Origin of the sequence: Methanocella arvoryzae MRE50 (assembly GCF_000063445.1) — an archaeon.
GTDB lineage: Archaea > Halobacteriota > Methanocellia > Methanocellales > Methanocellaceae > Methanocella_A > Methanocella_A arvoryzae.
Genome location: NC_009464.1, coordinates 2,614,988 through 2,630,342, shown reverse-complemented (window position 1 = coordinate 2,630,342; position 15,355 = coordinate 2,614,988). Strand labels below are relative to the sequence as shown.

Sequence of the window (15,355 nt, the reverse complement as noted above, 5' to 3'; positions counted from 1 at the left end):
CCTTGTGAGGCGCTGCCGGATGAAGGTGATTAACGTCAACGGGGTCTTTTACGACTCCAACGCATATTTACTTGACGCAAAACGTAAAACCCTTGTGGATGCAGGCATCGACGGGTCGAGGGTGCTAAAAAGCCTGCCTGAAGACCTAGAGCTGATCATCCTCACGCACTGCCATTATGATCACATAGCGGCGGTCCCCGAGATTGTGAAGGCTACGGGAGCGAAAGTAGCCATGCATGAGGCGGACGTGCCCTTTATCAAGAGCAGTAAGATCAACTGCGCCAGGATGTTCGGCAGCGATTCTCCTGAGCTCAAAGTGGACATGGTACTCAAGGACGGCGACGAGATCGACCTCGGAGACGTAAAGCTCAGGGTCATCCACACCCCGGGCCATACTCCGGGCAGTATTTGCCTGTACGAGCCGGTATCGAAGGCCATGTTCACCGGCGATACAGTATTCGAGGAGGGGGGCTTTGGCCGGACAGACATAGGAGGCAATCCTGAGCACATGTTAAGCTCTCTGGCGACCCTGACCAGATTCGAAGTGGTGACGCTTTACCCCGGACACGGCAACATCGTCGCAGAAAATGCGCCAGAGGCTTTGCGGACGTCCCTGAAAAGCGCCAGGTTCATGTTGATGATATAAAAGAAAAAGAGGGCACAGGTAACCGCGGGAGGCTGCCAGCCTCCCGGGCGTTCATTACCCCTGTGTTTATGGTTAATCTTTATTGTTTATTTTTTGTTTTAGTTTTTCCTGCCCACGAAGAACAGTACGCCTGCTACGACGAGGATCGCTGCAAGGACAGTGACGAAATCAAAGCCCGGCGATCTGGCCGTAGTCGGAGTGGCTGTGGCGTTGCCTGCGACAGCAGAGCCGTCAGTGGTAGCGTCTGTGGTCATGTTGGCAGTTTCATTGGCCGCGCCTGCGGTGATGGCAGATCCTGCAGATGCCTCGTCGAGCGGGATGCTGACCAGCTTGTTATCGTCGAGGTTTACAGCGATGGTCTTAGCCACGTAGCCGTCCGCGCTGACTGCGAGGTCATAGTTGCCAGCCTTGAGGCTGTCGAACCTGAACTCGCCGTAGGCGTTCGTCTTCTGCATGACGTCGTCTAACACGACGCTGGCATCACTTATGGGCTGGTTGTCTGCAGCGCTGATAACCTGGCCGGTTACCGAGTACGTGGCCGGGCCAGAGGCCGGGTTAGCTATCTGAGTAGTGCTGCTCTTCCTCGGATCGCTGACAGTGTAGCCGCCTTTGCCATCGTAGGTGACGATCGAGTCAGGCGAGTAGAACGGGTACTGGCTGAAGGCGAGGGCATCCTCCGGGTCAATTATGCGGTCTGCAGGAGCCGGTATCGGGTCCGGGATGGCAGCCGGATCGGTCACAGTGATCTTAGTGTAAACGGGCTCGCTTTCGCCCGCAGCGTTAGCCGCCACGAATTTTACAAAGTAAGTGCCTGCGTCGTTAAACGTATAAGTCAGGGTCGAGTCAGTACCGATCTCATTCCCGTTGATGGACCACTGGTAAGATGTTGGCTCGTTAGTTGCAGTACCCACGAAGCTTACTGTCAGCGGCACATCTCCGCTAACCGGATCAGCTGTGACGCTGACTACGGGAGCTTCAGAGGGAGCGATAATCTTCGGCTCTACGACTACCTGGACGGTATCCTCGCTGGAGCCGCCGATGTTGCTCGCAGTAAACTTAACAGTGTAGGTGCCCGGGACGTCGTACTTGTGGGTGGCTGTGAGACCGGTGACAGGCTCAGACCCGTCTCCGAAGTCCCACACGCAGGAAGTCGGCGAGTTTGTGGCCGTGCCTTCGAAGTTGACGACCAGCTCGGCAGGCCCGCTCAGAGGCCCTGCGCTGGTGATCGTGGCTACGGGTGCGGGAGTCTCGGGGGATGTCCAGGTGACACGGTACAGCACAGGCAGGTTATATCCGCTTCCCCTGCCAGCCTCCTGGTCGGCAAGGTTATGTTCGGTTGGAGCGCCGTTGTTGTCAAACCTGATATAGATCTTAGTCGGCACGCTTCCGACGTTGATTTCCTGGACGAAGGACCCTATCTTGAACTTGTAGATATTACCATCAGTGGAAGATATGATGGCATAGTGAGCCTCATAGGGTGTCCTCCAGTCGTGGCCCAGTAGTACACGGTTGCCGTTGACATTAGCATAGTAGCTTACATCAGCCGGGTTGTAATCGATGGTTACAGTCCGGCCATCGGCAGTCTGGACACCGACTGCAGTGTAGGAGCTTAGGTTACCATACTTGAACTGGATACTGCACTCGAATGCACCGCTGGCTCCAGTGTGGATGGGGTAGGTGGCCGTTCCCGAGTCTTCAACCATCGCACCCTTAGTGATGTCGTTGCTGATCCAGTTCCCTGTCAGAACCCAGCCCTGATCGGTCATCTTACCGCCCGTGAAATCATCAGCCACGGCAGTAGTCGTAGATAGCAACATCATCGCTATCAGCAAAAGAGATAATATCGCTCTTTTCATGTTTGTCCTCCTAAATCGATTGCTTAACAGGGGAATACTTCCCTTGGACTTACCATGGACAACTCTGGTATCAAGCGTTGTCAACAGAATAAGCGTATTTTTAAAATTATATCAATATAAAAAACGGATTATCATATACAAATTCCCTATTAATTGGATATAGCATTACAGCAAGTCAATTTAGAATGCCGCAAAAGAGGCCGTGAAAATGATAAAATATGTTTATATTTAGACAAGTATTTTATTATTTTACTGCGACATCACGCCAGAGAAGGGCCGATATACCGTAGTCAGGGTCGGGTGCGGAATTAGATGTGCCTCGACTGAAACCGATGATAGCAGGCGCTTATTAGAAACTGGTATAGAAAAAAACATTAAAAACCACATGGGAATTAATATAATTTATCAATAATTGCCGGTTTTTATTTTATTTTTTCGTATAAGTACCGCTATATATTTTAATAATATTAATCCCCGCAAGTAATAACGTTATAATGAAATCGGTAGAGGACTATGGCTTACAAATCGGTTAAGGACCTGGATGCTGTCGACATCAAGATTATTGAGAAGCTGTGCAAAGACTCGAGTGCCTCGCTATCCGACATAGCGCAGGAGTTGGGAGTCTCCGCATCGACGGTGCACAAACGCATCAACCAGATGAGGGAGAACCACATTATCGAGCGATTCACTATCCTTTTCGATCCCTCGATACTGAACTTACGTACAGTCGCGTTCGTAGGTATCGAGCTGGAGCGGGACGCCCTCATGGGCAAGAAAAAGGAAGAGGTACTTGGATCGCTAGCTGAGATACCGTATATCATGGAGATCCATGAAACCCTCGCTCCGTTCGACCTCATCCTGAAGCTCCGTACCAGAAACGTGGAAAAGCTAAGAGGGATCATCACGAGCATTGCTGCCATAGACGGCGTAATGGCAACCAATACTATACTGACTACCAACAGGATTCTCGAGCGCTACGTAGAAGTCCCTAACTCGAATTCCGGCGTTTAAGGCCATGCATGGATAGTACATGATGGCTGAGGTGCCAGACACCTTTTTCACCAGGGGGAACTCTGGCAACTTTATCGCAAATTTTATTGATTATGCCCATTTTCTGATAATTCTTTTACTCGCCCGGGTAAGGTTTATATACGTATAGCAAGCTATTAACTATGTTATCTCCTCCTTTGCGACAGTGAATGAAATGAGCTCCAAGTTCAAAGGCAACCTCGACGACACAGACCTCTTTATCATCAGGAGACTCTGCGAAGACAGCAACACTTCGCTCGCCGCCATCGGTGAAGAGCTGAATGTATCGCCTTCCACCATCCACAAGCGCATTTGTCGGCTGAAGGACGGGGGGATTATCGAACGCTTTACCATCCTGTTCGACCCTTCGATTCTCGAGCTCAACACGATCGCCTTTGTCGGCATCGAGCTGGAACGCAGCGCGATGGTGGGCAAAAAGAAAGAGGAGGTCATCAACAGACTGCTCGCGCTTAGAGAAGTGCTGGAGATCCATGAAACTCTGGAGCCATTCGACCTCATGCTGAAGCTCCGCACCAGAGACGTAGACCTGCTGCGGGAAGTCATCGGCAACATATCGGCCATCGACGGAGTCATGGCGACCAACACGATCCTGACCACCCGCAAGATCCTGGAGACGCCACTCAAGTACGACAATCTGAAAGAAGTCTGATCCGGGATTACTGGTTTTATTAAAGGCAACGCGAAAAATGGATGCTGCGCCGGGCAGCGCAGCATTGGGTTACGTAAGTTACATTATATCTGTGAACGCCATCTCGCGCACGGAATCCATCACGATCTTGGTCTCGATGTCCTTGATGCCGAGCGGGGCCACTTTGTCGCTCAGGATCCGCTTCATCTCATCGTAGTCGCAGGTGGCCATCATGAACGTCAGGTTGCGGTCGCCGCTGGTGTGGTACACCTGCAGGACGTTCTCTACTCGCTGAAGTCTCCGGGTCACTTCGTCGAGGCCGGCCGGGTCCACCTTGCACTGGATGATGGCATAGCAGTCAAGCCCTGCTTTCTTCTTGTTGATGACGACAGTATAGCCCTTGATGACACCATCCTCTTCCATGATGCCGATGCGGTCACGGACAGTCGATTGCGCCCTGTCGATCTTCTTGGCGACTTCCTTATACGTCATTCGTCCGTTGCGCTGCAGGATGTTCAAGATTTTTTTGTTCATTTTGTCGATCTTCATAGCACCATTCCCGGCAAGATTTTTGTAATTATATAATTAAAACATCATTGCGATATATATAATTATCCTGTCTAGAACCCATTAATTATTATACGCCTTTAGAGATAACTATTACGGGCATAGCTTTATAATATCCCCGAGATAAACCTGCTTGCTGATTATAAGTCAACTAGCAGGTGTTGCGACCATGGGTAAAGACACTGTCACCACAGGTATCGAAGGACTCGACGAGCTGCTCTGCGGCGGCCTGCCAAAAGGCTCGACTGTGCTGCTGTCCGGGCCTCCGGGAGCCGGGAAGACAGTGCTGGCGCTCCAGTATGCATTTTACCACGCCAGCCGGGGAGAGAGGGTCCTGTTTGTCAGCACATGCGAGCCGCTGTACAAGGTAAACCGGTACGCTTCCAGCCTGTCGTTCTACAACCTCGACCTGATCAGCGGGGGCATCAACATGGAGTTCTACGACCCCAAAATTAAAAGAGGATACGTGGAACTGCAGGACTATTCCCTCGGGCAGATGGTGGACGAGCAGTACGTAGGCGACTTTTTCGACGGCATCCAGAAGAAGGTCACCCGGAGGAGCATCGATCACCTTATCGTAGACTCGATCACCTCGATCAACATGCTGATCGGAAACGAGATCGACCGGCGGAAGAAGACGCTGCTCTTCAGTGCCTGGGTTTCCCGCATGGGCTGCACTACTCTGCTCACCGCAGAGCAGTCCGAAGGCGACGGGACCGAGCGGTTCCTCACCGACGCGATCATCGATCTCGGCAGCACTGAGATCAGCCCCCTGTGGAGCACCGACACCCTGCAGAACACCCGGGGCCGGACCATCGGGGTCACGAAGCTCCGGGGCAAAAGCCACCTGAGCGGCAGGTACCTGTACAATATCACCCGCGACGGCATCAGGATCCTCCCGCCCGGAAGGATAACGATAAGCCGCAAAGGCGCCACTACCGGCATTCCTGACCTCGATGCCCTGACCGGCGGCTTCTCTACAGGTGAGCGGTGGCACTTTAACACCGACGGCAGAGAACCCTTCGGCAGCATGCTCCGGCAGATGATCGACGCTGCCCTGAAAGCTGGAGAAGGCGTCGTGCTCTTCGCCCCATCCCTGGGCATCACCGACGAGGTTACGCTGGAGGAACAGCTCGGCCCCGAAGCAAAGGAAGCCCAGAAAGCCGGCCGCCTGATCATTGTACTCAAAGGCCCTGTCGCGGGAAAAGCCCTGGGCAGCATCGTGTCCTTCGCTACAGAACAGGCAGGCGGCCTCGGAAAGCTCGCCCCGGAGATCACCTCGCTGACAGCCGGAAAAAGGCACGGGTGGATAGCCTTCTTCGACCTTGAAGGGCTGGGCGAGGAGTGGGATACCACTCATGCCAGAAACGTCTTCGCCGGCCTGGTCGACGCCCTCGCAGCCGCAGGCATGACAGTGATCACCTCCGCAGACATCGGCTACGGCGCCGGCCTCTCGCCCACGATCGAGCAGCACACTGACGTAGTCGTCGACACCTGGAAAATGGACCTCTACTGGCTGCTGCGCGTGAGAAAAGCGCCCGGAGCGGTCAGCTACGAGCCCCATGCGGTCAGAGTCGACGAGGGGAAAATAAGTCTCATGAAGCTATAATATAGATACATGTAGAACCATTCACCACAGAGACCCACAGAGAGCCTGTTTACCACAGAGGCACAGAGAAACACAGAGAACAGCTCACCACAGAGGCACAGAGAAACACAGAGACTTACTATATTATTGATTATGCACTTGCCCAATTATCAGAAAATCTCTGTGCATCTCTGTGCCTCTGTGGTAAACCAAAACTCTGTGAGCCTCTGTGCATCTCTGTGCCTCTGTGGTAAAACAGCCACTCCGTGAGTATCTGTGGTTAGACTTGTATCTCCGGGATATTATGGTAGAAATTTGTGTTAAAAAAGAGATGCGGCCGGCACGCTGGCCGGCGCAGCCGGCCTAGAAGTTGCTGAGGAGCTCGCCGTTCTTCATGATCTGCTTCCCGTCGACCCACATATCCGGGTTCATGACGAGGCAGTCCTGATGAATGGTCGCCTCTGCGTCGTAGTCGTAGTTGCTGCCGATGGCGAAGTGGACGGTCTTGCCGAGCTTCTCGTCCTCCAGCAGGTTGCCGGTCATCTTCGCTGCATAGTTGATGCCTATTCCCAATTCGCCGAGGTGGCGGCAGTTCTTCTCCTGTTCCGCCATACCTTTTTCCCGGGCCATCTGTTCGCCTTTCATGATGACGTTCAGAAGCTCGGTGGCCTCTTCTCCACCGGTGATCTTGTCGACGTAGCCGTCTTTAAATGTCAGCCTGACCGGCTGCTTCGGGATCATCGCTTTGGGAACCAGGTCGATGGTGCCGTCGAAGACGATGGTACCTTTCGTGCTGCCCACGACTGGCGATATGAAAGTTTCGCCTGCGGGCAGGTTGCCGCCGGAGCCTGGGGCTGTGTAGTTGCCGTCGTCCAGCATAGCCTTGCGCCCGTCGATGGAGAAGGTGACGTCGGTGCCTGCCGGGGATGTGACGTGGACTTCTTTGCCCGCATCCAGCACCTTCTTGAGGCGGGCTGCGAGTTCCTGCATGGCCTGGTAGTCGACTGCTACGCAGCGCTCGAACATGGCCACGTTAGTGGTCGGGGACCAGAAACCTCTGACCCTCCTGTCGCCGTCCATGACTTTGTCGATGATGTGCTGGTACTTCTTGCCGTCCCGGCCGACGTAGCCGATGTTCAGGCCATAAGGATCCTTACCCAGCTTGTGGGCGGAGAGCGAGACGTAGATGTCGGGCTCTGCCTCGATGGCTTTCCGGACCAGCCGCTCGGCGTACGTGTAGGTCGTCTTCATCTCCTGGACCATGATGACGGGCTTGCCGCCCAGTGCTTTCGTCTCCTCGAAGATCGCCTTCGCGATCGGGAATACTTCTCCCTCGAAGTTGGTGATGATCAGGACTTCTTCTCCTTCCCTGAGGCCCATGACGTCTCTCATGGCCACTTTTGCTGCTTCGTTCAGCGTCGCCAAAATAACAACTCCGTAACCTGAGTACTCTTATGCACTCATCTCTATAATAGTCTTTCATCGCCCTTGACAGCACAGGGCTACCGGGACAGTAAAAAATGTATGCAGTACGGGGACCGGCTATACAGCTCCCCGTACTGTCATCCTCTTTTCCCGGGTACCAGCACTAAGTGACCCTGAGTTGCAGAGTCTTGCTCACGGTAACGCCATTCATATCGGTCGCCCTCACGACTACGGTGTACGCGCCCTTGCTGAGACCGGTACCGATGGCCACATCGTTCTGGTACTCCCTCCAGGCCGGCGGACTGCCGGAATCGTCTCTGATGCCGGTCATGGCAGTCGGGCCGTAGATTGTGCTGCCTGAGGGCGAATAGATGGTCAGGGTAGTGCTCTTGAGGTCCTTCGTAATGCCGAAGGGATCGGTCACCTTCGCCCAGACGCGCAGTGTGCCCGACTGGGGGATCGTGCTGACAGGGTTGCCGTTCGTGTCGCTCAGTTTGAGGTCGCTGACGGCCACATATGTTGGCGTACTCATGGACACTCCGGAGGGATATCCTGAGCCCTCGTAGATGGTGAGTCCCGACAGGCCCACCAGGGAATAGCAGGTTACCGTCAACTCGAGGTGGCTGCCTTTAGGCGCGGTAATAGGGCCCTGCTGAGCCATGGACATCCTCAGTATGGAGACGTCGTCGTTGCCGATAAGTTCAAGCGAAAGTAGCTCGCCCTTGCCTGCAGACATCACCGTCGTACGTGCCCCGGAGGCCTCCACGATCTCCAGCTTAGCCGATACGCTGTTGATCAACGTTAATAATCCGTCCTTCTTAATGTACAGGTCTGTGTTGGACGGCTGCTGGATAACGTAGTCTGTAGCGAAAGCAGGAGAAGTCCACTTCTCACTGGTCTGGTATAACCCGAGTATCGGGAAGGGAATCGTTGTACTTCCGTCCGCAGGCATGGCCGTGCTCATGGAGCCCGATTTTGTCAGGTAAAGCGACTCTGTAACCACAGGCCTGTTCACGACAATCTGGGCTGTGGCTGGAGCGCTGCTACCGCCAGCGTTGCTGGCTACCAACGAGACGGCATAGGTATCCGCAGTTGTGTACGTGTGAGATACGCTCGAACCATACATGTGGGGGCTGCCGTCGCCGAAGTCCCATTCGAACGAAGTCGCATTATTCGTGCCGCTACCCAGGAAGTTCACCGTAAGCGGAGCGGTTCCGCTCGCAGGGGTGGCCTGGATGGAAGCCGCAGGAACGGGAATCGGCGTTGAAGTGGGCGTCGCGGTCGGCGAAGCGGCAGGTGTAGCGCTCGGCACGCTACCAGGTGTTGCGGTCGGGTATATGGTCTGCCCGCCATCGTCGATCTCGGTGATCACCAGAGAATCGATCGAAGACAGGATTACGTCATCTTTAATGCCGCTTCCCTGGATGAACAGGCTGACAGTCACCGGGTCTATCATGGTAATCACATAGTTGATACCCTCAGTAAGGCCTGAAGTAGCCATCACCTGCTCGAAGTAAGAATACCACAACAGCGAATGGTTGCTTTTTACGGTTATGGTGACGTTCATAACCTTGTTGGTATTGATCACGTTGTAAATCGGGAGCACGGTCGTTTTAATAGTACTGGTGCCGGTCGAGCTCACGGACTGCCGGGTTCCGGCGATCCTAGTAGGGTTTGCCGTTACAATAGCAGTCGTATTCGGGTCGTTGTAGACCCGGGAGACCGATACAGGCGGCGAAGCGATCATGGCGAGGCCGCCCGTCTGAGAGAGCACGAGCATGCCGCACTCGTAGTCGACCTGTTGATCGACGTAGAAGTGATTGCTGGAAGCATAGGCCAGGCGTCCCATCGGCGCAGGGCCGCGGGTAGTGATCATGGAGTTGTTATCGGTGATCAGCTTGTTGTTCGAGTAGGCGATAATGGAAAAGTTACCGTAATCAGGGTCGACTTTAATGGTGCCGCTGGAGGAGGATGGGTCGATAACAGGCAGAGAGCCGCCGCCCATCTCGATCGGAGAGCTGGTCGTGAAGCCGTTGCCGCTCGTGGAGGAGGCCTGGATGGTACATATCTGCGTCTTCAGATTCTGCATGTCGTCGATGACGTTCTGCATGTGCACTGACTCGGCTTCCTTTTTCATGTCCGGCACGTAAACCATCTTTACGGTTGCTACGACCGTGATCAGCAGTGCCAGAACAAGGACCGCACCGATGACGTTAGAGACCGCACGGTCTGACCGTATCATGGGCATGATATCACCTTTAAGTCAGGGCTGATATCGGACGGTTTATACAGTGTAATTTTATTCGTCAGATTGTCGTCCATTAAGATTCACCTCACCATCTCGGGCATGGTATCGATGGTGAAATCGCCCAGGACATGGTTAGTCATGCTATTGTAGACCATGATGCTCATCCTCTGCCGGGTATCCACATTCCTGAGATACAGGTTCTCCCCAAGATCCCACCTGCCGTTCCCATTCGTATCTGATGCCGTCGCGAGTATTACTTGACTGTTGATGACTACGGCGATCTGGCCGTAGGTGATCGTATCGCCCCCGGTATGACGGATGGCCAGGATCGTATCGTTCACCGCATGCGCGTCCATATGGATGATCTCGTTCTTCGGCTTGGTGATGATAGTGCTCACTGCCGCGATCAGGATGATGAAGATTACGACTGTGATTACGAGCATCATCATTTCGCCGATAACTTCGGATGCCGCCCCGTCCGATTTTCCCTCAGTTTTTCCGTTCCGTAGCATAGCCCACCAACCTATAAGAACAACATGAATACGACATAGCCGATCAAAATCATGACCGCCGAGTGTTTCAGCCCCGAGTAGACATTGCCTTCGCCCATCATGCCTGCGACCAGCCCGGAGAACAGGCCCTGTATGAGGACTGCATGCATAAAGATTAGCTTGTACATCTCTACATCTATACCTCCGGAGAATGACGCTGCAGTACTCGCCGCCGAAGCCATGCTCAGCTGATCATTAATGGGCGTAGCCGGCACTACTGGCAGGAATACAGTGCTCAGGGTGTACAGGATGTAGAGGAACACGAAGAACGAGATGTAGATGATCGACAGGTATAGCAGCATGTTCAGGAACCGCTCTTCCCTCTCGCTCTGGATTGCCGCTGCATCTGCCGCCGCGATGAACAAGGTTTCCTTTATGTCGCCAGTGGATTCGCTGGCCTTGGTGATCAGCGTCACCACTCTTCTGATGGATGCCGTGTTCACCCGGTACTCGAAGCGGATGAGCGCTTCTTTAGCATCGGCACCCCACTCGATATCTGTCCAGATTTTCCGGATCTCGGAGTTGAGCACGCCCATGTTCGAGTTCAGCAGCGCTTTGATCGCCATGGTCAGCGTCAGCCCGGACTCATTGAAAGACGCGAGGCGCTTCAGGAACTCCGGCACGGCCGCGTCCATTTTTCTGACCTTTTTCGAGCGCAGTTCCCAGCAGATGATGAAAGGTATGATTGCCACCGCAGCAGCGAGCAGCAGGATATCGTCGACGTGGGAGATCATGCTGAAGTAAGGAAGGCTGAAGTAGGGATAGGCTAAGCCGATAAAGAGCAACGCAGCGATAGGTACAGTCAGGTACAGTATCTGGTAGGGCTTGTTTACAAAAGCGTTTAACGGGTCATCAAGGAATCGGCGTATCCGGTATCGGAGCGCCGCGAGCTTCAGGATACGCGCGGACTGCGGATTGCCGGGGAGCTTCGTGACTCCGGCAAACTCGTCCATCTGACGCTTGAGAACGATCACTTTGGTATCGTCGCTTTCCAGCCCCATAGCGATGAGCAGCCAGATGAACATGACTGAGCCCAGAGGAATTGCGATGTAGACCAGCAGGTCGATCTGGCCGGTGTTGCCAGATGACACCATACCCATGGACACCAGGATGGTGATCAGGAACAGCGGCCCGGCGACAAAGGCAGTGACGTATACTTCCGCCAGCATGCTTAGCAGCTCCAGAAGCGTCTTGTGCTCCTGGACAGCGATTGCCTGGAACTGGTCTGCCCTCGTCCTCAGGAATTTCTCGAGGTCTCCGCCGCTCTCCATGTGAGTTGCGGTGCTCTCGAAGAAGTTTTTCAGGTGATCGGAAGGGGTTATTGTTGCAGCATGCCGCAGGGAGGTGATCAGGTCCATGCCCAGCAGTTCGACTCCCTGTACCACAGCCTGAAACTCGAGGGTCACCTCGCCGTAGATCTCCCGATGCTCGTTGATCGCCCTGAAGATATCCAGCAGGCTCATGCCGCCGCTGCGCATCGCGTGCATAAAGGTCACCGCATGGGGCAGCATCTGATCTATAGCGCTCTGCCTTATACTGGACTTATACAGAGGATAGTTACGGAACGTCACATAAACCAGGAAAAAGGTGGCCGGAAAAGACACGCCAAGGATGAGGAGGATGAGGAAAAGCTCACTGCTGATTACTTGCAGCAGGAAGCTGTCGGCAGGAGACACTCGCCAGGGCACAAAAGTCCCGTCGGGCGAGGTAAATTTTACCATTAGCGCCGTGAGCAGGCAGATCAGCGATACCGATATCCCGCCCAGGACGCTGAAGAACAGCATGCGTGACACGTAGATATCGAGCGGCACCGGGATGTTGGCCTTCTGCATGTGTAGCTGCAGGTCGTAATATGCCGGACGGTTCTTGCTTGCATATTGGCCGAACAACCGGTATGTGATACCATCGATGGGGCTCAGAGCGCTGACCATCCGGGTTACCTTCTGATACCCTCATCAAGGGTGCCGGCAAACGTATCGTTTCTGATCATTTCCATAACTTCGGCGGGCATCACATAGTAGGCATTGATGGCTGTAGTAATGTGTCGATAGTCACGTATGCCTTTGTTACGCAGGTAGTCCAGAACTTTACACCGGTTAGCGATCTCTTCTGTAAGCCTGTTGCGGTCCCATCCCCGCCGGGCCATGATGTCCGCCATCACGACGGAGTCCCCCATGGCCTCGAAGGTGTCGTCGACCGAATTCCACCGGTACAGCTCGTTGATCCGGAGGTTGTTGGTCCGTGGATCGACGCCGGTGATCTCCACGATAGCCTTGTTCCGGCGGATCTTCTTGCCCTCCTGGAACACCAGCTCCTGGATACACACGATGTTGAGAGCGGTGAGCATCATGTTCGGGACATTGATAGGATCGTTCAGCAGGCGGTTGACCACGGCCTGAATGGAGCTCGCATGCATGGTCGAGTAAGTCGTGTGGCCGGTGTTCATCGCCTGGAACAGTGTGAGCGCTTCCTTGCCCCGCACCTCGCCCACGATGATGTACTCGGGGCGCTGGCGCAAAGCTGCACGCAACAGATCATACATTTCGATCTCCACGGAATTGCCCTGCACCTGAGACTCCCGGGTCAGTCCGGCGATCCAGTTGCTGTGATAAAGCGTCAGCTCCCGGGTATCTTCTATGGTGATGACCTTGGAGTTCTGAGGTATGAACTGCGATACGGCGTTGAGCGAAGAGGTTTTTCCCGAGGCCGTTCCGCCCGCGAAGATCAGGTTCCGGTTGTTCTCGATGGCCAGCCAGAGGTACGCAAGGATTTCCAGGGACATGGTGTTATAGTTCAGGAGGTCGATCGGCGTGAACGGATCTGTCCTGAACCGCCTGATAGTGAAAGAGCTGCCGTGAGTGGTAATTTCCCGGCCGAGCGTAGCTTCGATACGGGAACCGTTCGGCAACGCAGCGCTTACGATGGGCATGGCAACTGAGATATGCCGGCCCCCGCGTTGTGCAAGCTTAACCACCATGGAGTTAAGCTCCGCCTCGCTGAAGGAGATATTGGTTTTAATGTTCTGGTATTTCTGGTGAAACAGAAAGATGGGAATGTCGACACCGTTACAGGATATGTCCTCTATACGGTTGTCCTGCATCAGAGCGTCGATTTTACCATAGCCCAGGTAGTTGCGCTCCAGATAATACTGTATTCGCTCCCTGGAGGCATTATCCAGCTTGATGCCGTAGATGCCCAGCAGCGTATCGCACCTTGACCGCAAAACCCCGGAGCGATCAGACCCTGCTTTTTCCATGTCGCTGCGAATGAGGATGTCGCGCAGATCACTATATATGCGTTCCAGCAGCTCGGCCTCGAATTCAGTGAGTGTCGGCTCGTTGACGTTGTAAGTGTACTCCCTGGTCCGGGAATCGAAGAGTATAACGGCGAAAGAGAAAGGCTCTTTCAGCCAGTAGCGCTCTGCTTCGACAATGCCGTCCTTAAGCGCCACGCTTGCCGGAGGCTTTTCTTGCGCGCCATCAGCGCATGCCGGCATCTCGGGGCTGCCCGGAAGGGGCATCTTTTTCAGCCGGGACCCGGCATCATCGATCTTATGCTCTTCAGCCGTTACAGGAATTGCACCTCCTGCTGACGAGAAGAGGGAAAAAGATACTGGCGTAATCCGTTTCATACACACACCATACAATACCTCTACCTTCAGGAAACCTACCCATTGACAAATAATTAAAGTTAGTCTATTATCATCCGATATAATCTTTATCGTTAAATATTGCCGTAATTGTAAATTAGAAAGCAAATAATCCTCCAAAATGGAAATAAATGGCAATTTACGTTATGTTTATGTAATTACCCGCAGGTAACGATAAGATTAAATCAATCACGCCATAGATATAAATCAAAGCGGGAAAAATAGGTTCGAATTAATAGATAAGCTCTGAAAGTATTATAGAGAGTATCAGATATTATAGAACACTATAGGTATGGGTATGTATGGAGACGATTTATAGAAAGGTTCCGACAGGCATAACGTCCTTTGATCCGGTGATTAAAGGAGGCTTCCCTGCGGGATCGTTCGTATTACTCCTGGGAGAAGTGGGAGCAGGCAGTCAGGAGTTCGTCTATTCGTCCGCCCTCATGCTATCGAAGATGAAGTACGATCACCTGAGGGCGAAGCCGGATGCGAAGCTCCCGGAGAAGATCGTGTACATATCGTTCACAAAGAGCAAGGAGAACGTCTTACAGAGTTTTGCTACTCTAAAATTAGCAAGCGCTTCAGAACTGAATAGTGCCCTGACCTTCGTCGACCTGTCAACCAAGTACTTTGCGAGAACACAGGTACCCATAACCTGGACGACCGGCAGCATGGGATCCCTGAGCGAGCTAAAATCAGAGCAGAAAAATAAGTCTTTATACGAACTGCTTGTCGAGACGCTGGATACGTATGCGCCCAACAACCTCGTGATCATTGATTCACTGACAGACGTGCTGCGCAGCGCAGTAGCAGATAAGGTATCGTGGACAGACTTTGTGTCTCTCCTGAAAGGCATAGGGCGCATGTCCAAGCAGTGGGACTCTACTATATATGCTCTGCTAACCTCCAACATATTCGATCGCAGTAACGAAGAGGAAGTCTCGGACTGCGCAGATGGAGTCCTGGTCTTCAACTGGGAATCGACAGGCGCCAACCAGCGACAGCGCATGATGTATATTAAAAAATTCAGGGGGCTCATGCCATATCTGGAAGAGGACAACGTCGTACGCTTTGAGACGAAGGTTTCGGCAAGCAGAGGGTTTGAGATATCCAACATCAAAGAGATATTAGGCAGATAATAACT

General features: G+C 53.4%; 12 protein-coding genes. 5 read left to right on the top strand and 7 right to left on the bottom strand.

Translation table 11 applies throughout. From position 1 onward, the window contains the following. The first annotated feature begins 19 nt into the window (after positions 1-19). Entirely contained in the window at positions 20-646 is a 627-nt protein-coding gene (locus tag RCI_RS12900; RefSeq protein ID WP_012036892.1) for an MBL fold metallo-hydrolase, read from the top strand. Between the two features lie 98 nt (positions 647-744). Here RCI_RS12900 and RCI_RS12895 read toward each other — a convergent pair whose 3' ends face one another. Further along, on the bottom strand, positions 745-2,502 hold the full coding sequence (locus tag RCI_RS12895; protein WP_048198602.1) for a PKD domain-containing protein: 1,758 nt from the start codon (positions 2,500-2,502) through the stop codon (positions 745-747). 513 nt (positions 2,503-3,015) lie between these two features. Here RCI_RS12895 and RCI_RS12890 point away from each other — a divergent pair. After that, positions 3,016-3,513: an Lrp/AsnC family transcriptional regulator gene (locus RCI_RS12890; protein ID WP_012036890.1), complete on the top strand. Its 498-nt coding sequence runs from the start codon at positions 3,016-3,018 to the stop codon at positions 3,511-3,513. Between the two features lie 193 nt (positions 3,514-3,706). Continuing rightward, on the top strand, positions 3,707-4,201 hold the full coding sequence (locus RCI_RS12885; RefSeq protein WP_048198600.1) for an Lrp/AsnC family transcriptional regulator: 495 nt from the start codon (positions 3,707-3,709) through the stop codon (positions 4,199-4,201). Between the two features lie 78 nt (positions 4,202-4,279). On the opposite strand, the gene RCI_RS12880 is transcribed toward RCI_RS12885, so the two are convergent. Next, positions 4,280-4,729: an Lrp/AsnC family transcriptional regulator gene (locus tag RCI_RS12880; RefSeq protein ID WP_012036888.1), complete on the bottom strand. Its 450-nt coding sequence runs from the start codon at positions 4,727-4,729 to the stop codon at positions 4,280-4,282. Positions 4,730-4,916: 187 nt separating this feature from the next. Between RCI_RS12880 and RCI_RS12875 the strand changes: the two genes are divergently transcribed. After that, the gene (locus RCI_RS12875) at positions 4,917-6,356 is read left to right on the top strand and encodes an RAD55 family ATPase (RefSeq protein WP_048198598.1); all 1,440 of its coding nucleotides are present in this window, start codon (positions 4,917-4,919) and stop codon (positions 6,354-6,356) included. Positions 6,357-6,698: 342 nt separating this feature from the next. On the opposite strand, the gene RCI_RS12870 is transcribed toward RCI_RS12875, so the two are convergent. From RCI_RS12870 to RCI_RS12850, 5 genes are all read right to left on the bottom strand, one after another. Further along, a complete protein-coding gene (locus RCI_RS12870) occupies positions 6,699-7,760 on the bottom strand; it encodes an aminopeptidase (RefSeq protein WP_012036886.1) in 1,062 nt (353 codons plus the stop codon). A 163-nt stretch (positions 7,761-7,923) separates the two neighbouring features. After that, positions 7,924-10,008 (bottom strand): DUF7289 family protein, encoded by a 2,085-nt coding sequence (locus RCI_RS12865; RefSeq protein WP_012036885.1) that lies wholly within the window; start codon positions 10,006-10,008, stop codon positions 7,924-7,926. An 80-nt stretch (positions 10,009-10,088) separates the two neighbouring features. Further along, entirely contained in the window at positions 10,089-10,520 is a 432-nt protein-coding gene (locus RCI_RS12860; RefSeq protein WP_012036884.1) for a type IV pilin N-terminal domain-containing protein, read from the bottom strand. A gap of 11 nt (positions 10,521-10,531) precedes the next feature. Beyond that, on the bottom strand, positions 10,532-12,490 hold the full coding sequence (locus RCI_RS12855) for a type II secretion system F family protein (protein ID WP_012036883.1): 1,959 nt from the start codon (positions 12,488-12,490) through the stop codon (positions 10,532-10,534). Positions 12,491-12,495: 5 nt separating this feature from the next. Beyond that, a complete protein-coding gene (locus RCI_RS12850) occupies positions 12,496-14,190 on the bottom strand; it encodes a type II/IV secretion system ATPase subunit (protein ID WP_231844848.1) in 1,695 nt (564 codons plus the stop codon). Positions 14,191-14,510: 320 nt separating this feature from the next. On the opposite strand from RCI_RS12850, the gene RCI_RS12845 reads away from it, so the two are divergent. Next, positions 14,511-15,350 (top strand): RAD55 family ATPase, encoded by an 840-nt coding sequence (locus RCI_RS12845; protein WP_012036881.1) that lies wholly within the window; start codon positions 14,511-14,513, stop codon positions 15,348-15,350. The last annotated feature ends 5 nt before the right edge of the window (positions 15,351-15,355 follow it).